Source organism: Pseudomonas brassicacearum subsp. brassicacearum, from assembly GCF_008801605.1.
GTDB classification, from domain to species: domain Bacteria; phylum Pseudomonadota; class Gammaproteobacteria; order Pseudomonadales; family Pseudomonadaceae; genus Aquipseudomonas; species Aquipseudomonas brassicacearum.
This window is the reverse complement of sequence record NZ_VZPJ01000001.1, coordinates 1065007-1088568: the sequence shown is the minus strand read 5'-3', so window position 1 is coordinate 1088568 and position 23562 is coordinate 1065007. Positions and strand designations below refer to the sequence as shown.

The 23562-nt window shown below is 59.3% G+C and carries 33 protein-coding genes; 23 read left to right on the top strand and 10 right to left on the bottom strand.

Features of this window, described 5'->3' with window-relative positions:
* Positions 1 to 71: 71 nt before the first annotated feature.
* The 10 genes from F7R20_RS04920 to F7R20_RS04875 form a co-directional block, all read right to left on the bottom strand.
* On the bottom strand, positions 72 to 359 hold the full coding sequence (locus F7R20_RS04920; protein WP_081352385.1) for a pyocin activator PrtN family protein: 288 nt from the start codon (positions 357 to 359) through the stop codon (positions 72 to 74).
* Entirely contained in the window at positions 356 to 640 is a 285-nt protein-coding gene (locus F7R20_RS04915; RefSeq protein ID WP_081352386.1) for a hypothetical protein, read from the bottom strand. Before F7R20_RS04915 ends, F7R20_RS04920 begins: the two co-directional genes overlap by 4 nt.
* Positions 637 to 1179: a phosphohydrolase gene (locus tag F7R20_RS04910; protein WP_081352387.1), complete on the bottom strand. Its 543-nt coding sequence runs from the start codon at positions 1177 to 1179 to the stop codon at positions 637 to 639. The genes F7R20_RS04915 and F7R20_RS04910 overlap by 4 nt, the downstream gene beginning before the upstream one ends.
* Positions 1176 to 1397 (bottom strand): hypothetical protein, encoded by a 222-nt coding sequence (locus F7R20_RS04905; protein ID WP_081352388.1) that lies wholly within the window; start codon positions 1395 to 1397, stop codon positions 1176 to 1178. The genes F7R20_RS04910 and F7R20_RS04905 overlap by 4 nt, the downstream gene beginning before the upstream one ends.
* Positions 1394 to 1987, bottom strand: coding sequence for a FliH/SctL family protein (locus F7R20_RS04900; RefSeq protein WP_232002316.1), 594 nt, complete (start codon positions 1985 to 1987; stop codon positions 1394 to 1396). The genes F7R20_RS04905 and F7R20_RS04900 overlap by 4 nt, the downstream gene beginning before the upstream one ends.
* A gap of 43 nt (positions 1988 to 2030) precedes the next feature.
* Positions 2031 to 2360 (bottom strand): pyocin activator PrtN family protein, encoded by a 330-nt coding sequence (locus F7R20_RS04895; RefSeq protein ID WP_081352389.1) that lies wholly within the window; start codon positions 2358 to 2360, stop codon positions 2031 to 2033.
* Between the two features lie 159 nt (positions 2361 to 2519).
* A complete protein-coding gene (locus F7R20_RS04890) occupies positions 2520 to 2804 on the bottom strand; it encodes a phage antirepressor KilAC domain-containing protein (RefSeq protein WP_081352390.1) in 285 nt (94 codons plus the stop codon).
* Positions 2805 to 2814: 10 nt separating this feature from the next.
* On the bottom strand, positions 2815 to 3399 hold the full coding sequence (locus F7R20_RS04885) for a hypothetical protein (RefSeq protein WP_081352391.1): 585 nt from the start codon (positions 3397 to 3399) through the stop codon (positions 2815 to 2817).
* Between the two features lie 308 nt (positions 3400 to 3707).
* Positions 3708 to 4784 (bottom strand): hypothetical protein, encoded by a 1077-nt coding sequence (locus tag F7R20_RS04880; protein ID WP_151180594.1) that lies wholly within the window; start codon positions 4782 to 4784, stop codon positions 3708 to 3710.
* A gap of 36 nt (positions 4785 to 4820) precedes the next feature.
* A complete protein-coding gene (locus F7R20_RS04875; protein WP_081352392.1) occupies positions 4821 to 5468 on the bottom strand; it encodes a LexA family protein in 648 nt (215 codons plus the stop codon).
* Between the two features lie 97 nt (positions 5469 to 5565).
* On the opposite strand from F7R20_RS04875, the gene F7R20_RS04870 reads away from it, so the two are divergent.
* From F7R20_RS04870 to F7R20_RS31865, 23 genes are all read left to right on the top strand, one after another.
* The gene (locus tag F7R20_RS04870; RefSeq protein ID WP_081352393.1) at positions 5566 to 5799 is read left to right on the top strand and encodes a hypothetical protein; all 234 of its coding nucleotides are present in this window, start codon (positions 5566 to 5568) and stop codon (positions 5797 to 5799) included.
* Between the two features lie 338 nt (positions 5800 to 6137).
* Positions 6138 to 6656: a phage regulatory CII family protein gene (locus F7R20_RS04865; RefSeq protein ID WP_043042002.1), complete on the top strand. Its 519-nt coding sequence runs from the start codon at positions 6138 to 6140 to the stop codon at positions 6654 to 6656.
* A complete protein-coding gene (locus F7R20_RS04860; protein ID WP_014339657.1) occupies positions 6649 to 6876 on the top strand; it encodes a TraR/DksA family transcriptional regulator in 228 nt (75 codons plus the stop codon). The genes F7R20_RS04865 and F7R20_RS04860 overlap by 8 nt, the downstream gene beginning before the upstream one ends.
* A complete protein-coding gene (locus F7R20_RS04855) occupies positions 6866 to 9085 on the top strand; it encodes a VapE domain-containing protein (RefSeq protein WP_081352394.1) in 2220 nt (739 codons plus the stop codon). The genes F7R20_RS04860 and F7R20_RS04855 overlap by 11 nt, the downstream gene beginning before the upstream one ends.
* A complete protein-coding gene (locus tag F7R20_RS04850) occupies positions 9078 to 9437 on the top strand; it encodes a PA0613 family protein (RefSeq protein ID WP_081352395.1) in 360 nt (119 codons plus the stop codon). The genes F7R20_RS04855 and F7R20_RS04850 overlap by 8 nt, the downstream gene beginning before the upstream one ends.
* A gap of 511 nt (positions 9438 to 9948) precedes the next feature.
* The gene (locus tag F7R20_RS04845; RefSeq protein WP_081352396.1) at positions 9949 to 10293 is read left to right on the top strand and encodes a phage holin family protein; all 345 of its coding nucleotides are present in this window, start codon (positions 9949 to 9951) and stop codon (positions 10291 to 10293) included.
* Between the two features lie 147 nt (positions 10294 to 10440).
* A complete protein-coding gene (locus tag F7R20_RS04840) occupies positions 10441 to 11043 on the top strand; it encodes a terminase small subunit (RefSeq protein WP_081352397.1) in 603 nt (200 codons plus the stop codon).
* Positions 11044 to 11047: 4 nt separating this feature from the next.
* The gene (locus F7R20_RS04835; protein WP_081352398.1) at positions 11048 to 13060 is read left to right on the top strand and encodes a phage terminase large subunit family protein; all 2013 of its coding nucleotides are present in this window, start codon (positions 11048 to 11050) and stop codon (positions 13058 to 13060) included.
* 1 nt (position 13061) lies between these two features.
* Complete coding sequence (locus F7R20_RS04830; protein WP_043041996.1) at positions 13062 to 13268, top strand: phage head-tail joining protein; 207 nt, start codon at positions 13062 to 13064, stop codon at positions 13266 to 13268.
* On the top strand, positions 13268 to 14749 hold the full coding sequence (locus F7R20_RS04825; protein ID WP_081352399.1) for a phage portal protein: 1482 nt from the start codon (positions 13268 to 13270) through the stop codon (positions 14747 to 14749). The genes F7R20_RS04830 and F7R20_RS04825 overlap by 1 nt, the downstream gene beginning before the upstream one ends.
* The gene (locus tag F7R20_RS04820) at positions 14746 to 15906 is read left to right on the top strand and encodes a head maturation protease, ClpP-related (protein ID WP_081352400.1); all 1161 of its coding nucleotides are present in this window, start codon (positions 14746 to 14748) and stop codon (positions 15904 to 15906) included. Before F7R20_RS04825 ends, F7R20_RS04820 begins: the two co-directional genes overlap by 4 nt.
* Positions 15903 to 16247, top strand: coding sequence for a head decoration protein (locus F7R20_RS04815; protein ID WP_081352401.1), 345 nt, complete (start codon positions 15903 to 15905; stop codon positions 16245 to 16247). The genes F7R20_RS04820 and F7R20_RS04815 overlap by 4 nt, the downstream gene beginning before the upstream one ends.
* 46 nt (positions 16248 to 16293) lie before the next feature.
* Complete coding sequence (locus tag F7R20_RS04810) at positions 16294 to 16503, top strand: hypothetical protein (protein WP_081352402.1); 210 nt, start codon at positions 16294 to 16296, stop codon at positions 16501 to 16503.
* 61 nt (positions 16504 to 16564) lie between these two features.
* A complete protein-coding gene (locus F7R20_RS04805; protein ID WP_081352403.1) occupies positions 16565 to 17560 on the top strand; it encodes a major capsid protein in 996 nt (331 codons plus the stop codon).
* A 2-nt stretch (positions 17561 to 17562) separates the two neighbouring features.
* Positions 17563 to 17877: a head-tail joining protein gene (locus F7R20_RS04800; protein WP_081352404.1), complete on the top strand. Its 315-nt coding sequence runs from the start codon at positions 17563 to 17565 to the stop codon at positions 17875 to 17877.
* Positions 17874 to 18536, top strand: coding sequence for a hypothetical protein (locus tag F7R20_RS04795; protein WP_043041990.1), 663 nt, complete (start codon positions 17874 to 17876; stop codon positions 18534 to 18536). The genes F7R20_RS04800 and F7R20_RS04795 overlap by 4 nt, the downstream gene beginning before the upstream one ends.
* Entirely contained in the window at positions 18529 to 19053 is a 525-nt protein-coding gene (locus F7R20_RS04790; RefSeq protein WP_081352405.1) for a hypothetical protein, read from the top strand. The genes F7R20_RS04795 and F7R20_RS04790 overlap by 8 nt, the downstream gene beginning before the upstream one ends.
* On the top strand, positions 19050 to 19613 hold the full coding sequence (locus tag F7R20_RS04785) for a phage baseplate assembly protein V (RefSeq protein ID WP_081352406.1): 564 nt from the start codon (positions 19050 to 19052) through the stop codon (positions 19611 to 19613). Before F7R20_RS04790 ends, F7R20_RS04785 begins: the two co-directional genes overlap by 4 nt.
* Before the next feature lie 59 nt (positions 19614 to 19672).
* Positions 19673 to 19921, top strand: coding sequence for a hypothetical protein (locus F7R20_RS04780; protein WP_081352407.1), 249 nt, complete (start codon positions 19673 to 19675; stop codon positions 19919 to 19921).
* A gap of 4 nt (positions 19922 to 19925) precedes the next feature.
* Positions 19926 to 20252, top strand: coding sequence for a GPW/gp25 family protein (locus tag F7R20_RS04775; protein ID WP_069971005.1), 327 nt, complete (start codon positions 19926 to 19928; stop codon positions 20250 to 20252).
* Positions 20249 to 21133 carry a baseplate assembly protein gene (locus F7R20_RS04770; RefSeq protein ID WP_081352408.1) on the top strand — a complete coding sequence of 295 codons (885 nt, stop codon included), beginning with the start codon at positions 20249 to 20251 and terminating at the stop codon, positions 21131 to 21133. The genes F7R20_RS04775 and F7R20_RS04770 overlap by 4 nt, the downstream gene beginning before the upstream one ends.
* The gene (locus F7R20_RS04765; RefSeq protein ID WP_081352409.1) at positions 21130 to 21735 is read left to right on the top strand and encodes a phage tail protein I; all 606 of its coding nucleotides are present in this window, start codon (positions 21130 to 21132) and stop codon (positions 21733 to 21735) included. Before F7R20_RS04770 ends, F7R20_RS04765 begins: the two co-directional genes overlap by 4 nt.
* A complete protein-coding gene (locus F7R20_RS31865) occupies positions 21732 to 23561 on the top strand; it encodes a phage tail-collar fiber domain-containing protein (RefSeq protein WP_081352410.1) in 1830 nt (609 codons plus the stop codon). Before F7R20_RS04765 ends, F7R20_RS31865 begins: the two co-directional genes overlap by 4 nt.
* The last annotated feature ends 1 nt before the right edge of the window (position 23562 follow it).

The window sequence follows — 23562 nt, the reverse complement described above, 5'->3', positions numbered from 1 at the left end:
TGGATCCAGTCCCCCAGACACAACCTTGGGATGGCGTTTTGCCCATGGTGCATTTGCCACGAAAATCCCACCTAGACTGATAGGCCCCCGACTCGCTGTCTGTTCATCAGTTTGTCGTTCTCAAGGGTAGCCTTGGTTCGCTGTCTATCGATGTATTCTGCTAAATCTTTCAGATGTATCCCCAGCCCAGCTTTTTGGCTTTGCGCACCGAGCCGAACGACGGGAATGTCGATCTCTCCTGTCATTTGTTTGTGCTTAAATTTTTCAACCGTCAAATTCATGTAGTCGGCGCAGACTCGGGCTAGTGGAATCACGGCCTGTCCGTCATATTGAGCCATGAGCAAAAAAAGCGTGTTCATGCGGCCTCCAAGGTCTCGGCCATCAATTTCTGAGCAGGCGGCTGGCGCATATACCCCAAAAAAGGCTGCGCGAGCGAGCGATTTTGAGCAATTAGCGTTGCATTAGGTTTCGCTGCCTCGCGCAGCTTTTTGTGGGGTATAAGTGCCTCGGCAGTGGCGCTGGAAGAATCAATAATGCCTGCTGCTGCGCAGCAGAGACTGTTTTTTACAGGCGCGTCGACCCTGCTAGCGCTGCGGAGCAAAGCGGCCTGGGATGGGGTGTGGTTCTGTACTTGCTTCATGCCGCTTTCCTCCGGTGTTCGATAGCGAGTTGGTCCATCAGGCGCTGGTGGTAGGTGAGCTGGGCTTCGGTGGGTGACCACGGCCGGATGCGTTCGGGCGCGGGTTCGATGCCGACAAGGCAATCCCAGGTGGCCGGGTCAGGTGGCATCAGGTCGCGGCGCTCGGTGGCCAGGGCGATCAGGTCGGCTTGGGTGACGGATGCCGGCAGGTCCTGATCGATGCTGAAGCGGGTGCAAATGCGTTCCCAGATCCATGTCTCGACGTCCTGGTAGGCGTGCATCCACTGTTTGAGCGGCCGCACCATGTCGCCGATGTAGGCTTCGGTCGCGTCGTGGAGGAGGGCGGCGAGCTTGTGCTCGGCCGGCACCAAGTCCGCAACCAAGCAACTATGCTGGGCCACGCTGTAAAACTCGCGGGTGTGGCCGTTGAAGCGGCACAAATGAGCGAGCGAGTGCGCAATGTCTCGGGGGTCGATCATGTCGACGTCCGGCTCGAACAGGTCAAAGCGTTTGCCGGTATGCGTGAGGATCCAGTTCATGCTGCCTCCTTGACCAGGTCGGCGAGCAGCAGGGCGTTCTGGGTGTCCTTGTGCAACTTGCGCAGGGCGTCGTAGTCGATCAGCAGCGACAGCTGCCGGTCGAACTCTTTGCGGAATCGTGTCACTTCGCGCAGTTTAGCGGTGGCTTTGGCGTGTTGCTGGTGCAGCACGCCGGCAGCCTGTGGAGTCAGGCGTAACGTTGGAATGTGGCGGCTCATGCGGCACCCCCTACAGTTTTCTGCGTGGTGGTGGCGATTGCTTGGTGTTCTTGCTGGAAATACAGGGCAGCTTTTTTTGCGTCGTCAGTTCTGAGAGAAATACTGCCAGGCGCTATCTCAACCTTTGCATCGACTTTTATCTCGACGGGCTTAAGTAAATCAGCCATGGCAAGGGCCTGATCGCGTAGAGCGGTTGTTTCGCGAGTGATGGCCTTTCCGGTGCGCAGCGCGTTAAATGTGGCGGCAGCGATCCGCAGCTTTTCTGCAATATCCAGTAGCGTCTGGCGGGCAGGTTCCCCGAGTTTCGAGGCCGCCAAAGCGCGTTCGTAATGGGCGTAAAGTTTTTTGTGTTGGTCCCTGGCCTGATTTAGGGTGTGCTCAAGGTTGCGGATCTCTTCCCAATTGTCAGAGCGCTGGATGGCTTTGCCTTCATCCATTCCGTCTCGAAATCCAGCGCAGCCGCCGACGTCATAGCCTTCGCTGTAGCCCTCGGCACGGCCATTGCTGAAGCCGTTTCGGTAGGCGATCCAATAGACGGCACTCGTCGATAGGGCGATTGCTATCAGCGCATAGATTTGAATTGCAGTCATGTGGTGTGCTCCTGGTGGTTTGTGTGGCTGGTGGTGGCAGCCGTTACGGTTGGACTTCTTCGGTTGCGTCGGCCTGGGCCTTCGCGTGGACTTCGTCGGCCTTGTAGGCCTGGATGTCGATCAGTGCCGCGACGTGGCGGATGTGCGCGTACTTCGGTGCTTTGCGGCTGCTGTCCAGCGTGGTCACGGGCAGTTGAATGCGGCCGCTGGTGATTTCGGCTGCAAACGACTGCTCGTTGAGGTTGCGGAAGTACTGCACGCGCAGCTTTTCGAGGGGGATAAGCACGTCGCCGAAGGTGCGATACAGCAGCTCGACGGTGGCCGTCTCCGGTGCTGGCATCAGGCGCAGCGGGTTTTGAGGTCGGTTACTCATGAGGCTTTCGGCTCTCCATGCGTTTTGAATCGGGCCGGGTGGTTCCAGGCATTCAGGCAGTGGCGTTTGGTCAGCTCGCGCAGATGCTCCGGCACCTCAAGGAGCGCGGCGTTGCGCTCCTCTCGGGTGCGTAGGGCGATGATCTGGCGGGCGTATTCCCTAGGCCACGTCACGGTTGTCTGCCGGGATGGCAGGAAGGTCGAGGCCCAGTTGCTCTGCTAGCCAGGGGATGCCGGCCTGCCGGACGCGTGTCGATTGGCTGTACTGCATGCCCAGCGTGTCGTGGTACCAGTTGCTGTCCTTGACCCGAAGGTATTCACGGTCGCGGACGGGGAACGCCGGCAGGTTGCGGTCGGTGAGCAGACCCTTCTCGCGCATGAGCTTGATCAGGGTGGGGCGGGTCAGGCCAAAGTGCTTGGCGGTCTTTTCGAGATTGCGCTCCATGTCAGCCCTCCTATGCTGCGTGCGCGGCGGGTGTCGCCAGCGCAGCCAGGTGGTTGATGGATTCGCAAACCTGCTCGTACATCTCGGCGTCGGTGCCGTACACGGTGAAGCACTTGGTACGCGGGCTTTTGACGCCGATGCTCATGACTACGGTGATGCCCGAGCGTGTACGTGTGCGGTGCACGGCGAGCCGGATCGGCAGTTCAAAGCCCAGGTCCAGGTCGATAAACCCGCCTGTGGAAACCAGTCTGAAAACCTGTTCTCGCTGCTGGCTACTGAAAGCGCCGTACTCGCGTTCAGCATGTCGTTTCGACTGGGGTTCGCCTGTCAGGTCAGAGGGGCCGTTGACCACCTCCTCAATGAAGTCGGCGAGCTTCAGGTGAGTCTTTTTGGTGTTGGACACGGTCAGCGTGTGGCGCTCTGAGCCCAGCTCAACGGTGAAGGTGCTGTCAGTCTTGTTGCGTTCAACTTTCAGCCGAAACGCCAACACATCGCGTCGATACAAACGTCGAAGGGTGTGATTGAAAGTCCCGCTCAGGTTCACCTGGGCGCTGAGTAATGTCAGTGTGCGGTTGTCGATCAGGAATTTGCTCATGCTGCCCGGCCTCCATCGTTTGGATCGAAGGAAGTCGGCGCGGTACGGGCCTGTTGCTTGGGTTTAGACGGAATGAAGGTGCAGCCGGAAACGCGGGCTAAGCGCCTGACTTCGAAAATGCGGGATAGATCGGCAACGGCCGGATGGATATGCAGGGATGCTGTGGTGTGCATGGTTTTGCCTCGCTCTGTGGTGGAAGAGTGAGACAAATATAACCTCAAAGGTTAATAAATCAAGAATAAATAACCTTTGAGGGTGCTTTGATTGGTAGGTATGACCGTTGTTGAGAATGAGAATGAGAATGAGAATTAGTAAAAGATGGGGTCAGCCTTTTGAAGATCAGTTGTAGTGGTAATGTGGATAAAGATGTCGAAACCGTAATCACTGGTCACTTCCTTCATGCGATCCCGTATTTCCCATGGATCTAGGTTCATCCTTTCCAGAACAATAACCAGGTGCATCGTAAGTCTGCCCAGTGAAGTAAACGTACGGCTTAGGTTGTGGGCTTTTTCTAGTGTCTTAAGAAAGCGTTTAGGGTCGAAGCGATTAGTGAATAACTTTACTTCGACGACTTGTGCTTCTTGGTTCGAATAATTTGCGGCGTCGAAAACATATTTGACGGTTGATCCGCTGGGTCGAAAGGTCACATCCTCTTTGAAGTTTATGTTTAGCTCTTCGGAGAGCTTGCTAATAGCGAGTTTTTCAATTAAGACAACGTTCGCCATTAGCTTTTGATGTTCCCTTTCATATGGCTCCATAAGATCCATATATTTAGGGTCAAGCCTAGATAGCTCAGGCAGTTTCAAGTCTTTATAATAGCGTTCATCAAAGGAAGTTTGATCAACTTTGTTGCCTTTGTTAGGCTCGTTCAGCTTTCCGAGCCCGTCGCTGGGGTGAGATGCATCGTCGGCGGGAGGATTATCTGGCTGGTTGGAGTCACCACCATCTGTCGTCTTCTGGGCTTCAGGTGACGGAGATGGTTGTGATGCTTCAGGTTTGTCACCTGCGTCAGTATGATTACTCGTCTCAGTGGCTGGCGGGCTCTGTTGCGTTGTACTATGTTCCTTCGCGTCTGCCTGAACCTCTTTTGTTTCTTCTGTTAGCTTCCTGACCAGTTCTTCAGCTGTTGCTCTTCCAAATTGTGCGACAAAATTATTTTCGTCTTTGTAGTCAGAAGGTGCATATAAGGTTCGATGATTAAAGTTCAGCGTGGCAAAGAAAAGTGTCACGGTATAGATAGGGAAGAATATTAAAAAATATATGTATAATTCTTGATTGGATTCGGAGATGAAGGGGAGTACAGCAGCTCCGCCAAGTTCTGCTGCTCCAGCAAATATAGAAATTAAGGTTAGTGGATTTTTTATGTGTTTTAAATTTTCGAGCATTCTATTTGTGCACTCCAATTGCCTTGATAGACTCGATCAAAGATCAGAGATCTTCCACCGTGCGCGACCGCAGATACTCCATTCTTCGCTCATTTTTATAATTCGGTCGGGCCAATCTGGATTGAGAGCGTATAGAAACTGCTCTCCTCCCTCCTGCCTCAATTGTTTGAGAGTTGCAGCTTGATCACTTGTACGCTTAGCCGCAACGAAATGGCCCGGCAGTGCTTCAAGAGCAGGATCGATAACTATCTTGTCTCCCTCAAGAAACTTAGGCTCCATGCTCATGCCCTCGACACGTAGGATAAAAGCTCGCGGCCCCACAGGGCCGGGAGCATCAATCCATTCTTCAGCGTCACGTGGATCAAAAAAAGCGTTTGTTTCGCACCAAGCGCCGGCGGCGATTGAACCCATAACTGGCAATTTACGTCCTGTAAGGCTAATCAAAGTCGCGTTGTTAAATTCCCCGAGTCCAAAGGGCATATCGAGGTATCCCTCGTGTAGGTGAAGGGCTTTCTCGATTTCCCTGGCAATTTGATCCCCAATACCTTTAGTAGGGTTTTTCCCCCCAAACGCGCTGATCTGGGCAGGGGCTTTCCCTAGAAGCTCAGCGACATCGGTCAAACGCAGATTTTTTTCTGCGAGTAGTCGACGGAAATTCTGAAGTCTGGTTTCTGTGATTTTCATTCGCCAATTCTGGCTCGATTAACCCTGTAGGTGAATGTCCTCTTGGGTATTGCAAAAAACAACCTTTGAGGTTAATTTTGTGTCGGGAGGGCAAACCATGAAATTACGTGACTACATTGATCAGTTGAATGCGGAGATGCTCGCCGCCTATGCGAGGCGATCTCGGATTGCGACTAGCTATCTACGCGTGCACGTCAAATACGCCAGCAAAGATCCAAGTGTTTCATTGATCAAATCTTTGGCTCGCGAGAGCGAGGGCAAGGTCTCACTTTCCGAGGTTCTGGAGCATTTTGGCATCACCGAGTCGGCCATACGAAATAGGGCTGCGTAGCATAGATAGAAAAAAGGCGACCTAAAGGTCGCCCAGTTCCTCCCGGCACGCACCACCACAGCGCTGCCGGGTCGCGATAAAAGGTAGGCGGGCACACCACATGCAAACCACCTCCCTTTATCGCGCTTTCCCAAGGCTCGGAAGCCTTGGTGTTGCTGCCTTTTCCACCACAGATTGGGCAGCTGTTGCGCCAGGGGTGAACAACGGATTGTTCGCCCCGGCACGGTGCCGGTATCGATCCCTAAGATCTAGCCGGCGTTTGGGCCCTTTCAAGCCACGCGGCAAATGTATCACCACTGCATGTCGCGCGGCACTGGCAACTTATTAGGAATAATGCCATGAGCCGAATCGCTCTGAGTTGCGTCGAACGAGCACAGCGGGAAGTCCTGCCGCTCGATTTGGCGCTTTACCATGCCGCACGGGATTACCCTGGCGGCGCCGCTGCAATCGCCGCCACCACCGGCCGCAACCCCACCACGCTGCAGCACAAGCTGTCTCCCACGCACCCCAGCCACTCGGTGAACATTCAAGAGTTTGGCGAGATCCTCGAACTGACGAAGGACAGGCGCATCCTGGATGCGGTGCATGCCTTGGTCGGCGATACGATCTGGCACGAACTGTCTGAGGTGTACACCACTGACATGCCGGAAACCCTGACCATCGGCCTCGCCGAGTATTTCCGGCAGGTGGCCGATCTGGCCGATACCTGGGCCAAGAGCATTGGTGATGGGGTGGTCAGCGATCACGAGCTGGCCGCAATTCGTCTGCAGGTGTTTCGAGGTATCCAGGGGCTGCTGGGATTGTTCAACCGCGCCACGTACGTCAACCACACAACGCGGGGTGACGGCCGTGGCTGATATTGCTGATTTCGCCAATGACTTGGTACAGGAGCGAATCGATCAGGCGCTTGCTGCTCGCAGTGCGTTCAAGCCGGCGTTGCCTGGGCATTCGTTGTTGTTCTGTGAAAGCTGTGACGATCCGATCCCCGAGGCGCGGCGACTGGCCCAGCAGGGCTGCACGCAGTGTGTGAACTGTCAGTCCATCGATGAGATGCGGGAGGCTCGTCATGCTCGATGACGTGCTGAATCAATTTGCGGACTTCGGTCTGGAGCCCGCGCAGCCGCTGATTTACGGCAAGCTGACTCGATGCAAGACCACCCTGGATAAGGGCAAAGAGAAAAACGGCTGGTACGTTCTACACGAACACCATACCGAGAAGGGCGAAACTTTGATCTTCGGTGCGTTCGGCGACTGGCGTACAGGGGAAACGCAAAAGATCAAAGTTAAGCCTGGCCGGATGACGCCTGAAGAGCGAGAAGTCATGCGCGCTCGGCAGGAGGAGGCCAAGCGCAAGGCCGCTGAGAAGGCTGCCAACGCTGCCCGTCGAGCGGCTAACCGTGCCGCTGGTTTGTTCAAGCGGATGCCCGAGAAAGGCCGTAGCGCCTATCTGGATCGAAAGCAGATCGTGGGTCTGGGCGTTCGTTATGCCCCGCGCTCCGGCGCGGTTTTAGTGCCCATGCAAAACGCTCGGGACCAGATCGTCGGGTTGCAAGTGATATTCCCCGAGAAGCAAGAGGACACCGGCCGCGACAAGTCTTACTGGCCCTATGGGATGGCGAAGGAAGGTGCCTTCCACCTCATTGGTCCGCACCCTGAACCGGGCGAGCCAGTGTTGGTGTGTGAGGGCTACGCCACCGGTGCGAGCCTGCACATGGCGACCTCGTTGACGGTCGCCATTGCCTTTGATGCGGGCAACCTCATGACGGTCTCCAAGGCAATGCGCGAGCGGTTCCCGGGGCGTTCAATCATCATCTGCCGGGATGATGATTGGAAAACCAAGCGCCCTAATGGCGAGCCCTGGAACCCAGGTGAAGAGAAAGCCAACAACGCGGCTACGGTTGTGGGTGGTCAGGTAGTAGGTCCGATCTTTTCGGGGGAGCGAGAGGACAAGTGGACCGACTTCAACGACCTGCACTGTGCTGAAGGATTGGAGGCGGTGCGCCGCCAGGTTCTGGCGGTCGTGAAGCCTCCTGCAGCGGGTGGCTGGAAAGACCAGTTGGCTCGCACGGAAAACGGCATGTTGATCGCGCACATGCAAAACGTCGAGCTGATCCTGGGCAACGATGAACGTTGGGCCGGTGTGATTGGCTTCAGTGCGTTCAGCTCCAAGATCGTCAAGCTGCGTGCTGCCCCGTATGGCGGCGGTGTCGGCGATTGGGCTGACATTGATGACATGCTGGTCATGAAGTGGCTCGCGCAACAATACAACCTGCGGGTCAAGGCGAGCAGTGTTATTGAGGCTGTCAGTGTTGTTGCACACGACCATGCCTTTCACCCGGTACGCGATTATCTCAATGGCTTGGAGTGGGATCGGGTACCCCGGCTCGACACCTGGTTGACAGACATCATGGGCGTAGCCCCGACGGATTACAGCTCCAAGGTCGGTAAGCGCTGGATGGTGTCGGCGGTCGGCCGGGTGATGCAGCCGGGCTGCAAGGCTGACTCTGTGATGATCCTCGAAGGCGCACAGGGCGCCGGTAAATCCACGGCCATGTCGGTGCTGGGTGGTGCCTGGTTTATGGATACCCCCTTCGCCTTGGGCGACAAGGATGGGTTCCAGGCGATTCGCGGCAAGTGGATCGTTGAGCTGGGGGAGCTGGACAGTTTCAACAAGGCCGAGTCCACCAAGGCGAAGCAGTTCTTCTCGGCCTCGACGGACACTTACCGCGAGAGCTATGGCCGCAGAACGATGGACGTGCCACGCCAGTGTGTTTTCGTGGGTACGACGAACCAGGACGAGTACCTGAAGGATGCCACGGGCAACCGGCGTTATTGGCCGGTGGCTTGTACCAAGGTGGATCTGGACCAGTTGCGCGAAATCCGTGACCAGCTGTGGGCCGAGGCGATGTTTTGCTATCAGTCTGGCGATATCTGGTGGGTTAACCGGGAGGAGGCGCCACTGTTCGCTGAAGCTCAGGAAGAGCGCTTTGTGGTGGATGAGTGGGAAGGCCCCATTCTGACTTGGCTCGAGGAGTATCAGGTTGGAGAGACGGCGACCGGCACAGACATTTTGCTTGGGGCTTTGAAGCTGGACTACGGACATTGGGGCAAGCCTGAACAGATGCGCGTTGGGGCGATCATGCACCGGTTGGGTTGGCGTAAGGTCCGGCTATCCGCATTGCCTAAGAGCGGCGTCCGGCCCTGGGGTTACAAGAGGCCAAAAGATTGGGGTGGAGCATCGAACCTGAAAGTCCAGCCGATTCAGGAGCCATGTTTCGATGATTAAGGAAATCGATGCGCGGCTGCGTAAATGGGCCGAGGAGCTGCATAGCGACCTCAGTGCAGGCGGGCTCGCCGGTGGGAACATGGTTGCCATGATGATGGAGAGCAATGGGCAACTGATTCGAGGCCGGCGGGCGTTCCGTGCGCCCTTGGAAGGTTCTCTGGATATTGAGCTGATCGTGACCAAACATCTCGATCCGGTGCATGAGCAAATCGTGCGAGAGCACTACTGCAACCAAGACACCGACATGCGCCTGAAGTATGCCCATTGCAGCTGCGGGCGTGACACCTACTACCAGCGCCTGCATGACGCGCACCTGTGCATCTATGGGCTGTTGATCGGGATCGCTGCTTGATCCTGTCTGCGTCTGTGGCTGTCCTACCGGCTCGCCTTGTCCCACTGTTGTTTGATGCAGTTGGACGAGCGCGGGCCGCGCTGTTGTTGGTCTGTCCTACTGTCCAACCTTCCCGCACGTCCCGCCCATGTGTGAGCGTAGCGGGAGTGCATACGCGCCCATGGCGCGCACGCGTGCTCTTAGCTTTTTCTCTTTACGGGAGAGAATAGAAAATAAAGTAGGACAGTGGGGCAGGCCCCGATTCTAGGCGTCTGTAGCTGTCCTACTTTGACCCGAGATAGTGGGACAGGAAGGACAGCGCCCCAGGCGCTGGAAGCCGAAATAAAGATATTCGCCGACATTGCCTAGGCGTTCACCAGACATTCACCGGGTGGCATTAAAACAGGCTTGCTGCCACCGGAATCGACCTGTAAAAAGTACTCATCTTCGATAGGTGCGACCGCGTAAAGCGGCAGGCACCACACACCAAACCCGGCCCTTGCGCCGGGTTTTTGCGTTTAAGGGGCGGGCAATGACGAGCGAGCAGCAAGCACTGGCAGAGATGCCGATCTGGTTAGTAATTCTTCTGGCCTTGGTCGGCGGCGTATCGGGGGAGATGTGGCGTGCCGACAAGGACGGGGCGCGGGGCTGGGTGTTGTTGAGGCGCCTGGCACTGCGGTCCGGTGGCTGCGTTGTCTGCGGGGTGTCGGCGATGATGTTGATGATCGCCGCCGGCATGTCGCTCTGGACAGCAGGCGCCTTGGGAAGCCTGACGGCGATGGCCGGCGCCGATGTAGCCATCGGCCTTTACGAACGCTGGGCCGCCAAGCGGCTGGGTGTAGCAGAGGCACCACCCACCGTTGGCGGGCAGGGGTAATTTTGGCGCCGGGGACCCTGCCGTTTTTCCTGGGGTACGGGGTCGCAAACCCGCGGGAAAGCGTTAGCGGCAGGGTTGCCAGCTTACTGAAATTCAACCCATTGAAATTGAAAGGTCTGCATTGAAAAGCCGTTGAAAGGAGGGCTCATGACAGAACCACAGTACCTGTCGAAGAGCGCCTTCGCGGCCCGGATCGGCAGGGCACCGAGTTACATCACCTGGTTGAAAAACAATAACCGGTTGGTGCTCAGTGCCGACGGCAAACAAGTCGATGTTCAGGCCAGCGAAGCGTTGATTCGCGACACTGCCGACCCGAGCAAGGCCGCCGTCGCCGAACGTCACCAGCAGGACCGGATTCAGCGTGACGTGTACGGCCAGCTTTCAACCTCGGTTGAGCCGACTTGCACGGCTGCGCCGCCGCCCGCGAACACCCCTGCGGGGCAGCTACCCGACTTCCAGAAGGCCCGCGCACTGCGCGAGCACAACCTGGCCCAGCTCGCGGAAATCGAGCTGCACAAGGCCAAGGGGGCACTGGTCGCATTACCCGCTGTGAAACTGGGCGCCTACAACGCTGGCCGCCTCCTGCGCGATCAGCTGTTTGGCATGCCGCCACAGCTAGCGCCGGAGCTGGCGGTCATGACCGACCCCTGGGAAATCGAAAAGCACCTGACGGCGGCCTTGCGCCGCACGCTGGAGGACGCGGAACGCCTGTCCTCGGCGGACCTTGAACACGCCCTGAACACGAGTTGAGCCTATGCCCACGGAAATTCCTGACGGTGCAGAGGTGTACCGCGAGGCGTATTTCCGTGGGCTGCGTCCCGACCCGGATGTCTGGATCGATGTATGGGCCGACGAATACATGCGCATCCCGCGTGACACCGGCGCCGCCGAGCCCGGCCAGTACCGCACGGCGCGTACACCGTATGCCCGCGAACCCATGCGTTGCTTGTCACCGGCTCACCCCTGCAAACGCGTGGTGACCATGGTCGCCTCGCAGTTGATGAAAACCCAGATCGCCTTGAACTGGATCGGCGGCCTGATCCACATGGCGCCGTCGAACATCCTGACTCTGCTGCCTAGCCTGGGCTTGGCGAAGCGGGTCTCCTCGCGGATTGGCAAGACCATCAAGGCCACGCCGGTACTGCGCGAACGGGTGGCCTCCAGCCGCTCGCGAGACTCACGCAACACCATGGACACCAAGGAGTTCGAAGGCGGCTCGCTGTACGTCACCACAGCCGGCTCGGCGGCCAACCTTTCGGAGTTGTCGGCGCGTTACGTCTACGGCGACGAGATCGACCGTTGGGAAGTGGACATCGGCGAGGAGGGCGACCCCATCGAGCTGGCGGAAACGCGGGGCAGTACGTTCGGTCGCAATGCGAAGTTCTACTTCTCCAGTTCGCCAACCATCAAAGGTGCCTCGCGGATCTCCGACCTGTTCGAGGGCAGCGACCAGCGTCACTACTACGTGCCGTGCCCCACCTGCGGCCATATGCAGACCTTGGAATGGGAACGTCTGCACTACTCGCGGGACTTCAGCGTGGTGCACTACCAGTGCGCAGGCCCTGATTGTGACGTGCTGATCGAGGAGTACCACAAGGCCGAGATGCTCGCCAAAGGCGAATGGCGCGCCCATGCCGAGGGTGACGGCGAGACGGTGGGGTTCACCCTCAACGCCTTGTATTCACCGCTCGGCTGGATGGACTGGAAGTCCCTCGCCAAGCAGTTCGAAAAGGCCAAAAAAGCCCAGGCAAAAGGCGACCTTGAACCGATGCAGGTGTTCTACAACACCCGTTTGGCGAAGGTATGGGACAGCGCCCAGGAGCAAACCAAGGCCGATACCCTGAAGCACCGGGCACGCCTGGAAAACTTCACCCTCGGCTCGATGCCGGCCGGCGTGCTTATGATCACCGGAGCTGTTGACGTCCAGGCCAACCGCCTGGAGTTCATGGCGATGGGCTGGGGCGTCGGCATGGAGCGCTGGGTCATTGACTACCAGATCGTTGCAGGCGACCCGGCGGATGATCGCACCTGGGCGGCGCTGGACGAATTACTGAAGGCCAAGTACCGGCACCCGTGCGGTGTCGGCCTGGGCATTCTGGCAACGGCTGTCGACTCCGGCGGCCATCACACCGACGAGGTCTATCAGTTCTGCCGCGTGCGCCGCTGGCGCAACGTGTTCGCCATCAAGGGCGCGAGCAAGCCCGGCAAGCCGGTGATTGCTCAGCGGCCATCCATGGTAGACGTGACCTGGAAAGGTCAGACCGAACGTAACGGCGCCGAGCTGTGGTTTGTCGGTACCGACACGGCGAAAGACTGGATCTACAACCGCTACCCATTCGAGGCCGGCTCGGGCGCGTTGCACTTTGCCAGTGACCTGCCAGACGACTTCTTCGACCAGTGCGTGGCCGAACGTAAGGTCGCCCGCTACGTGCGGGGTCACAAGCGCATTGAATGGGTCAAGGGCAAGGCCGAGCGCAACGAAGCCCTCGACCTGATGGTGTACTGCCTTGCCATGGCGCATTACCTGGGCATCAACCGCTACAAGGAGCACGACTGGGAGCGGGTCCGCCAGGCCCTGGCGCAGTCTGGGTTGTTCGATGACGCGCTGGGGATCAAGCCCGTCCAGGGCGAACGAGTCACTCAGCCTGTTCCGGCGGCCATGCCCCAACCAACACCACAACCAGTCGCTCAAGCGGTTCAACCACGACCCGCTGCACCACCCCCTCAACGCCGTAGCTCCACTAGCGGCTATCTGAAGAGACGCTGATATGTCCTTTACACAGAAGCACCTCGACGCGGTTGAGGCGGCCATCGCTCGCGGTGAAAAAGTCGTGCGCTACACCGACCGCACCGTGGAGTACCGCACCGTCGACGAGCTGATCAAGGCTCGCGACGAGATCCGCACCTCTCTGGTCAACGCGGCCGGGCCGCGCTCCCGCGTAGTTCGGCTTTATCACGGAGGCAAAGGAGTCTGATGGCCCGACACTATCCGACGCTCAGCCGTAGCGGATTCTTGTTGCCGTCGAACATCAAGGCCAGTTACGAAGGCGCCGGAGAGGGTCGCCGATCCACTGGCTGGGATGCGCCCGACAACGGAATCAACAGCATCAACACACCGGCACTGCGCAACCTGCGCGGCCGGTCACGGGCGGCGGTGCGCAACGACCCGTATGCCTTTAACGTCATCGACAAACGCGTTAGTAACTTGATCGGCACGGGCATCACGCCAAGGCCGAACACCGAAGACAACGCGCTTCGCAAGTTGCTGCAGCTGCTATGGGATGACTGGGTGGACGAGTCGGACGCCGATGAGCACACCGACTTCTATGGGCAGCAGGCGCTGGTCGCTCGCACCGTCGAGACTTCCGGCGAATGCTTTGTCCGCTTACGACCACGCCGCCTGGACGAGGGGCTGGCGGTGCCACTCCAGGTGCAGATCCTCGCGCCGGAGTTCGTGCCCCACGACAAATTCGAGACCACGCGCACCGGCAACGCCATTCGTGCTGGCATCGAGTTCAATCCGGAGGGCAAGCGGGTGGCCTACTGGATGTACCTGTCGCACCCCCGCGACGGCGTATCGCTGAACGCTGGTTACAACCAGTTGGTACGGGTACCGGCATCGCAGGTGCTGCACATCTTCGAACCGGTGGAGCCGGGGCAATTGCGCGGTGTACCGCGCCTGTCTCCCGTACTCAAGCGCCTGCGTAGCCTGGATAACTATGACGACGCAGTGCTGTTCCGGCAGGAAGTAGCAAATCTCTTCGCAGGCTTCATCAGCCGCCCGGCGCCGGACTCTGGCCCCGTGCCAAGGGATCCCGTCACCGGTGAGCCGCTGAGCTTTGACCGTGACGGCTTCACGCCCATGGTCGCGCTGGAGCCCGGCACCATGCAGGAGCTGGGGCCCGGCGAAGAGGTTGAGTTCTCCAAGCCGCCGGACGCAGGCAACAACTACCCCGACTTCATGCGCCAACAACTGATGGCCGCAGCTGCGGGCACCGGCACGCCATACGAGATCCTCACCGGTGACATGCGTGAAGTGAATGACCGGGCGTTGCGCGTCGTGTTGAACGAGTTCCGGCGCCGCCTGGAACAGCTTCAGTTTGGCGTTTATGTGCACCAGCTCTGCCGCCCGATCCGTGCCGCCTGGATGGACATGGCGGTCCTGTCGGGTGCCTTGGTGTTGGACGACTACGCCAAACGGCGCCGTGAATACCTGCGTACGCGCTGGGTGCCGCAAGGCTGGGCTTACATCCAGCCAGTTCAGGACGTGCAGGCCCGCCGCATGGAAGTGCAAGCCGGGTTCGCCTCACGTAGCGAGATGGTCACCCGCACCGGTTACGACGCTGAAACCGTCGACGCGGAAAACGCAGCCGACAACGCTAGAGCCCAGGCGCTGGGCCTCAACTACAACACGCACGAAGCCGTCGAGGTTACTGACGACAAGGAGCAATCATGAGCAAACCAGCGCTTCCGCGCATTTACAACAGAGCCGGCCAGCGGGTGAACGTCCAGGACAAGACCTGGTACGCCGTGCAGGAGAGCGGCGAAGCCGAGGAGCGGGTTATCGAGGTGTTCGTCTACGGCGAAATCGGCACCTGGGGCATCACCGCCAATCAGTTCGTGCAGGATCTGCGCGCCATGGACGACGGCGTTTCGCCGGTTATCGCCGCATTCAATAGCATCGGCGGCGACTTGTTCGATGGTCTGGCGATGCACAACGCGTTGTCCCGCCTCGGCGAGCGTTGCACCGGCCGGGTCGATGCCCTGGCAGCCAGCGCGGCCAGTGTCGCGGTCTGCGGGGCCCACCGCGTGGTCATCGCCTCCAACGCCATGCTGATGATCCACAACCCATGGACCTACGCGGCAGGGGACGCCGAAGACTTCCGGAAAGTGGCCGACGTCCTGGATCAAACCATGGAGGCCATCATCGCGGCCTACAAGGCCAAGGCACCGGACATCGACGAAGCCGAGCTTCGGCGTCTGGTGGCGGCTGAAACCTGGCTGACTGCCAACGAAGCGGTGGCCCTGGGGCTCGCCGATGAGGTGGGCGACGGGGTGAAGGTCAAGGCGTGTCTGGGGCAGGGCGCCGTGCTGCAGCGTTACCAGCATGCCCCGGCTGAATTGCTCGCCCAACTGGACGAGCCACCTGAGCCGGATATCGAACTGGAGCCTGAACCTACTGATCTGCCCCAGGAACCTCCTGTGGCGAACTCGGCCAAGCTGGCCCTGATGATCACCCAGCGTTGTACGGCGGATGGCATCAGCAACCTGATTGAGCCACTGCTCAACTCCACCAGGCTGGAAAACGAGGCCATCGTCCTGGCGGGCTTGGCCCGCGCCAAGGCCGTAAACGATCTGTGCGTTGCCGCACGACTGCCCGAGTTCAGCGCCGAGTACGTCGCGGCCGGTTTGGATGCCGCCTCGGTTCGAGCGCGTCTGTTCGACAAGTTGGTGGGCAGCGGCAAAGGCTTCGAGATCGACAACAGCCTACCGCTCAACGCAGACCCGGCCCCGAAGGTCCAGGCCAAACAACCCGACCCCACCTCTATCTGGGCAGCCCGTCAGGCGGCGCAGTCAGGTAGCGCTAATACCTCGAAAGGAGCAAGACCATGACCATCAAACTGGAACCGATGCACGCCGGAGAATTCCTCCTGTCCGAGGGTGCCGGGAACATCTCGCGTGAAGCGATCAACGTCGCGGCAGGCCCAGCCCTGAACCCAGGGCAGGTCCTCGGGCTGATCACCGCCACAGGCGAGTTCGCCCCTTACGACCCGACATCCGAAGACGGCACGCAAACCGCCGTGGCGATCCTCTTCGGCCCGCTTGGCGAATCCGACGTGGTCCGTCGAGCCCGTGCCGTGGTGCGTCTGGCGGAGGTGAGCGAAGCCCATCTGACCGGCCTCGACCCCGACGCGGAAAGGGCCCTTGCCGCGCATTTTCTGATCGTTCGTTAAAGTGGTTGAACTAGCATGAGAGAAAACTCCACTAAGGACGATTTCTATGCCAGACCACAACGAAGCCCTAGCCAGCGCCCTGGAGCTATTGCTGATCAATCAGAACGCAATTGGCGCTGCCGTTGAAGAACTCTCCAACTGGGTCGCTGATAGAGGTTCGTTGGACGTTGCGGACAACGTCACGACTGCCTTGGAAACACTGGACCTGAATGCCGATGGGATCGGCAATGCAATTCGAGCTCTGCGTCAGGGATAGATCTACAAACAATCTTTTTTGAACCCGCTCCGGCGGGTTTTTTCATTTCTGGAGTGTACCCATGGCCGATATCGCCATTTTTGACGACGAAGCGTTTGCCGTACCAGCGCTCACCGCAGCAATCAACGAACAACCCTATCTGCCGGGCCGCATCAGCAGCCTCGGCCTGTTTCAAGAAGAGGGCGTTGCTACCCTGACAGTGCAAATCGAGAAGGATGGCGACACCCTGGCCCTGGTGCCGGCGGGTGAGCGCGGTACTTCGGGTTTGGTGGTCGGTGCCAGTAAACGCAAGATGATCCCTTTCAACACTGTGCATCTGCCTGAACGCTTCACCATCAAGGCCGACGAGATTCAGGGCATCCGAGCGTTCGGCACCCGCACTGAGTTGCAAGCAGTACAGGACGTCGTGAACACCCGACTGGCAAAAGCACGCCGGCAGCTGGACGCTACACACGAATTCCAGCGCATGGGCGCGCTCAACGGCCTGATTCTGGACGCCGACGGTTCGACACCTCTGTTGGACCTATACGCCACCTTCGGAGTATCCCGACAAAAACTGTCCATGGGGCTGAACGACCCGAGCACCGAACTGCGCGTTAAGTGCGGGGAGGCGCTGGACATGCAGGAGGACGCGCTGGGCAGCGTCACCAGCACCGGCTCCCGCGCCTTCTGTGGCAAGAATTTCTGGAACAAGCTGATCGTTCACAAGTCGATCAAGGAAACCTACATTGCCACGCAGCAAGCGGCGGCATTGCGCGGTGACGCTCGGGAGAGCTTCGAGTTCGGCGGCATCGTCTGGGAGCGCTACCGTGGCAAGGTGGCCGGTGTGGCCTTCGTCCATGATGACAAGGCGCTGCTGGTCCCTGAAGGTGTGCCGGACCTGTACATCTCGGTGTTCGCTCCGGCGGATTACATGGAAACGGTCAATACCCAGGGCATTCCGTACTACAGCAAGCTGGAGCCGTTGCCGTTCAACAAGGGTGTGGCCGGCGAAGCGCAATCCAACCCGCTGCACCTGTGCTCACGGCCCCGTGCTCAGATCCTGCTGGAACTCTAACCATGAGCTTTCGCGAGCTGGTCAGCGACCTGGACAACACGGTATTCGATGTCCTCGGCGACCCGGCGCTGATCGAAGGCCGCTCGGTCCTGGGCATGTTTTCGGCGCCATGGTTGCAACCCAAACTCGGCCGGATAAACACCGGCCTGCGCGAGCCGCATCTGGTCATCCGGGTGGCAGACGCCGAGGGCGTCAGTGAGCGGCAACAGGTCGTGGTCGACCTGCCGGTGCATGACGGCGGTGGTAATTACATCGTCGTCAGGCCGGAGCCCGGCGGCGATGGTTTGGTGACTCTGGTGCTGAGGAAATCCCCATGAGCGTCGGCAGCTACGTCAAGCAGTCGGCCAGCAGCGGCATGATTACGCTGCAGGCAGATCGGTCGGATCTGAAGGCGTTTGCTGACTTCGCTGCCCTGGTGCCCAAGGCTTCCTTAGCTGCACAGCGTCGGGCCATCAACAAAACACTACGGTGGTTGCGAACCCACATTGCCCGCACCGTCAGCCGGCAGGAACGCATCGCGGTGTCTGCCGTCCGGCAGCGCCTGCGGGCCTACCCGCTTTCCGGTAACGGGCAAGGCAAGCTGTGGTTCGGCATCAATGCGATTGAGGCCAGCCGTGCGGGGCGACCACGACAATCACGGTCGGGTGTTTCGGTAGCAGGGCGTCGATATGAGGGGGCATTTTTCAAGAAGGTCTATGGCGGGCGGCCGGACATCTGGATTCGAACCGCGAGCAAGCATTTCAAGGCCAGCGACTATCCCGACAGTGAGGTATCTGGCGGTGGTGGGGCTAGCTCAGGCTGGATCTCGGAGAACGACAGCCGCTTTCCACTCGCCAAGGCCAAGATATCCCTGGAGGACGTCCGGCCACACTTCGAGTCATGGACCAATCGGGCTCACCAGCGCCTGCTTGAGATCCTGGAGCAGGAACTGAACTTTGAACTGCAGAAGTATCTGCGAGGATCCGCCCGTGTCTGACTTCAGTCTTGAGCTTTTGTATCAGGCCGTTGAGGCTCATATCGACCAGGCGATTCCAGGATTGGCCTGCGTGCGGACCATGCCCTATATGGCCGATCATATTGACTTGCCTGCTGCGGTGATTGAGCTGGCGGAGTTGGAACCCGGCCAAGATCCCGGAACAGGGGAGACGGCGCTGGTTGCGCGTTTGGAGGTGCGCTTCATCGTTGGCGGTGAGGATGCCGAGTGCCAGCAGAAAGCGGCATTCGCCGCCGTACAAATGGCCGTGCTGTTGCGTATCCAGACATGGGGGCTGGAGGTTGAGCCCGCCGAGTTTGTTCGGGCCGCCCAAGACTGGACCCGCCCCGAGTTGGATGGTTACGCGGTCTGGGTCGTTGAATGGACACAAACTATTTACCTCGGTGAAGAGGAGTGGCCGTGGCCGAATCAACCGCCAGGCTCCTTGCTCTGGGGTTTCAGCCCTGACACTGGCTCTGGTAGCGAAGGTAGCTATCAGCCACCGGAGGATATGGCATGAGCTACCCCAGTGCGCAGCATGACCGCATGCTGGCCGGCCTGGTCAAGGATTGTTATGTGGTCGCGCTGGATCTGACCGCTTCGCCACCCGCATGTCGGGTGTCGGATGGGGACTGGGTCAGTGCCTGGGTGCGATGGCACAGCATCGCAGCCGGCAAAGCCCGTCATTGGCGAGCGCCCAGCATGGGCGAGCAGGGAACTCTGGTAAGTGCCAGCGGTGATGTGGCGCAGGGCACATTTATCCCCGGTCTGTATGGCGATGCCGGGGCACCACCGGACAACCGCGACCATGTCGAGGTGTGGCGTTTCGAGGATGGGGGCTCGCTGGTCTATGACTGGCAGGCCGGCACCTACACCATCACCGTGCCAAGCGGTACCGTGACGATCAAAGTCGGCGGAACCGAAGTGGTCGTAACGGACAGCGAGATCAACGCCACGGCAGGCGATATCACCCTGACCGGCAATGTGCTGATCAACGGCCCGTTACAGGTCACGGGCGATATCAACGGCGGCGGAAAAATCATCGATACCGGTGGCAACACGCCGAACCACAAACACTGACTCCGACATTTACCCACAGCCCGCCACGTGCGGGCTTTCGCATTTCTGGAGCTACCCAAATGAGCAAAACGCGAACAGACACCGAGCGGCCAACTGCCGTCGCGGCGTTGCCTGAGCCAGTCCAAACCGAGTCGCCGGCGCCCATCGGACCGGCGCGAGTGTTCCGCGACACCCGGTACACCTCACGCACGCTGATCATGCCAGACGGCATCTCCATGCCGGTCATTGCCGGCCAGGTTACAGCCGGCGGCGATGATCAGTACGCCTTCCTCAAGGCACACCCGGATATGCAACAGCTGGCGGAGTAATCACATGATCGGAGTGGACCGTCGCACGGGGCAGCCGCTGTCCGGCCAGGCGCATTTGCGGCAGTCCATTGAGGACATTCTGAGCACGCCTGTCGGCAGCCGTCGCATGCGGCCGGAGTACGGCAGCCAGATGCGTCGTTATGTCGACCTGCCAGTTAACGAAGGCTGGAAAAGCGCGGTACAGGCCGAGGTTGCTCGTGCCCTAGGGCGTTGGGAGCCCCGTTTGAAGCTTGAGCGTGTCCGGGTCATTGCGGTGGTGGATGGACAGATCACCTTGCAACTGACGGGCTCTTACATTGGCGATGGCGTGGTGCTGGAGGTGAACGCATGAGCACTATCGACCTTTCGGCGTTGCCGGCGCCACAGGTGCTGGAGAGTCTGGATTTTGAAGAGTTGTATCAGGACGACCTGGCAACGTTCCGCGACTACATGGGCGACAACTGGACCGCTTTCCTTGAAAGCGATCCGGTGACCAAGCTGCTGGAGCTGGGCGCCTATCGGCGCATGCAGAACCGGGCCAGGGTCAACGACGCGGCCAAGGCGCTGTTCCTGGCTCATGCCACGGGTGCCGACCTGGAGCAGTTGGCCGCCAACGTGAACCTGCAGCGCTTGGTCATCCAGGCTGAAGACTCAACCGCCGTGCCCCCAGTGCCGGCGGTGCTGGAGAGTTACGACGCGCTGCGCGAGCGGGTGCAACTTAGGTATGAGGGGCTGACCACTGCCGGGCCGCGAAACAGCTACATCTTGCATGCCCGTAACGCCTCGGGCCTGGTGGCAGACGCCACGGCCGAAAGCCCGGCGCCGGCCGAGGTGGTCGTAACGGTGCTGTCCCTGGAGGGCGATGGTACGGCCAGCCCCGAGTTGTTGGCCGAAGTCGACACTCACCTCAACGACGAAGATCGGCGGCCTGTTGCTGATCGGCTGACAGTGCAGGGCGCCGAGATCCTGCCTTATCGAGTCGATGCCGTGGTGTACATGGCCGGTACAGGCCCTGAAAACGAGGCAGCACTTGCCGAGTGCAATGCGCGCTTGCAGGCCTGGATTAACCCCCGGCGCCGCTTGGGCGTTGAGGTTGCCCGTTCGGCGATTGATGCACAGGTCCACGTCAGCGGCGTGGCCCGGGTCGAGATCCCTGGGTGGGTGGACATCCGCCCAACCAAGGCCCAAGCGGCGTGGTGCACGGGTTTCACCATAACGCGGGGTGGCAAATGAAAAGCCTGCTTCCCCTCAACAGCGCCCAGCTTGAGCGGGCCATTGAGGCGGCTATCGACGAAACAACCGAGATACCGCTTCGTACCTTGTACAACCCGGACACCTGCCCGGCGCACCTGCTTTACCAATTGGCTTGGGCCTGGTCCGTGGACCGCTGGGACGAGGCGTGGCCCGAAGAGGTCAAGCGCTCGGTGATCCGCTCTTCGTTCTACGTCCACGCCCATAAAGGAACCATCGGGGCTCTGCGCCGGGTGGTGGAACCGTTCGGCTATCTGATCGAGGTAGTCGAGTGGTTCCAGACCGAGCCCAAGGGCGTGCCAGGAACGTTTGCCCTGAAGATCGGCGTTTCCGATGAAGGCATCAGCGAAGAAACCTATCAGGAGCTGACGTGGCTGATCGACGACGCCCGGCCGGTCAGCCGTCACATGACCGGATTGGCGATCAGCCTCGAAACCCGAGGGAATTTGAACATCGGTGTTGCTCTGTATGAGGGCGACGAAATCGACGTTTACCCGCCGGTCATGCGTGACATTGAAGTCACCGGATCCTTCGGCGTGGTAGGGCGCGAACACACCATAGACATCTTGGACGTTTACTCATGATTGATCAGACCTCGCAATTTTTCGCGATTCTCACGAACGTGGGAGCGGCGAAACAGGCGAATGCCGATGCCCTCGGCGTTCCGTGGAAACTTACCGACATGGGCGTAGGCGACGCCAACGGCACCGACCCGGTTCCAAGTGCGGCCCAAACGTCGTTGATCAACGAATGGCGTCGGCGACCGCTGAATCAGCTTTTTATTGACCCCGTCAACCCGGCGGTGATTGTCGCTGAGCAGGTGATTCCGGCCGACGAGGGAGGGTTTTGGATTCGCGAAATTGGTTTGTACGACGCTGACGGGGATCTGGTGGCGGTAGCGAACTGCCCACCGAGTTTTAAGCCGATCATGTCGCAGGGTTCGGGTCGGACCCAGGTCGTGCGGATGAATTTCATCGTCAGCAGTACGGGCAACATCACGCTGAAGATTGACCCCTCGGTGGTGTTGGCAACGCGAGAGTTTGTCGAAAGGCGAATCTTGGAAGAACTGTACAAGCTCGACAACAAGCAGTCAGTGCGCGTAGCGACTACGGCCAATATCGCGTTGACTGGGCTTCAGACCATCGACGGCGTGAGCCTGCTCGCAGGTGACCGGGTGTTGGTGAAGAACCAAACGGCCTCTAAGGACAATGGTATTTACATTGTCGGCGTAGCGGCTTGGCAGCGTGCACCGGATGCTGACAGCAATGCTGAAGTCACCTCAGCGATGATTTTGTCCGTCGAGCAAGGCGCTACGCTGGCCGACACTCGCTGGCAGTTGGTGACGGATGGGGCGATTGTCCTGGGCACAACATCACTGGCTTTTCAGAACATCACGCAAGGGTTTGCCCCGCTTAGTTCTCCTGCACTGTTGGGCACACCAACGGCCCCGACGGTAGCGGGTACTGATAACAGTTCAAAAATCGCTACGTCTGCAGCCGTACGAGCCATCATGGCCCAGTTTGGGTTGGGGTCCACTGCGTTTAACTATACGGGGAACATCGATACGCTCGCGCTCGATGGGATCTATATGGTTTCAAACAGCACCACGGGCAATAAGCCGACAATCTACGGAACCTCTACGACTATCCCCAACGGCACCATTTTCCATATGGAACGTGGCAGTTCTAGCATGGCAACCCAGATATGGGATTCCCTTGTTTCCGACAACGTTGCATATATGTTTTTCCGCACCAAAAACTCAGCAGGAGCTTGGCTTCCCTGGCGACAAATCGCGACCACGGACACCGTGAATGCGGATCTTCCCTATCGTGGTGTTCAGAACTACAGCTCTGCGGGAGTTTTCACTTGGACAAAGCCGGCTGGCGTGAGTAAAGCGTGGGTTCGCGTTGTTGCGGGCGGCGGTGGTGGTGGTCGGTACTCGCATGGAGGTGGCGGTGGCGGCGGAGGTGGTATTGCTGAGGGCTTGGTTGATCTGACAGGCGTCACTACGGTGACGGTGACAGTCGGGGCCGGTGGCGCTGGCTCCGTCGGAAGCGAAGCCGACGCGCTTTCGGGGGGCGCGTCATCGTTCGGTAGCTACATGAGTGCTACCGGGGGGGCGGGTGCTTCAAAGTGGTATGGCGGTGCGGCGGGCCTGGGGGCGGGCGGGGATATAAACACGACCTTGGGAATGGGCGCACATGCGACTCGTCACGATAACGGCTCGGCATCATCCACCTCCATCTATGGTGGAGGTCACGGTGCCGGCGGTCGGGGTTATGGGGCGGGTTCAGGCTCAATAGGAACGGGCGGTATGAGCAGTACGCTCACCGGCAGTGGCGGCGGTGGCGGCAATGAAAACGGTAACGGCGGCAATGGGTCGCCTGGTCAAGTAGTCATCAGGTGGTGAT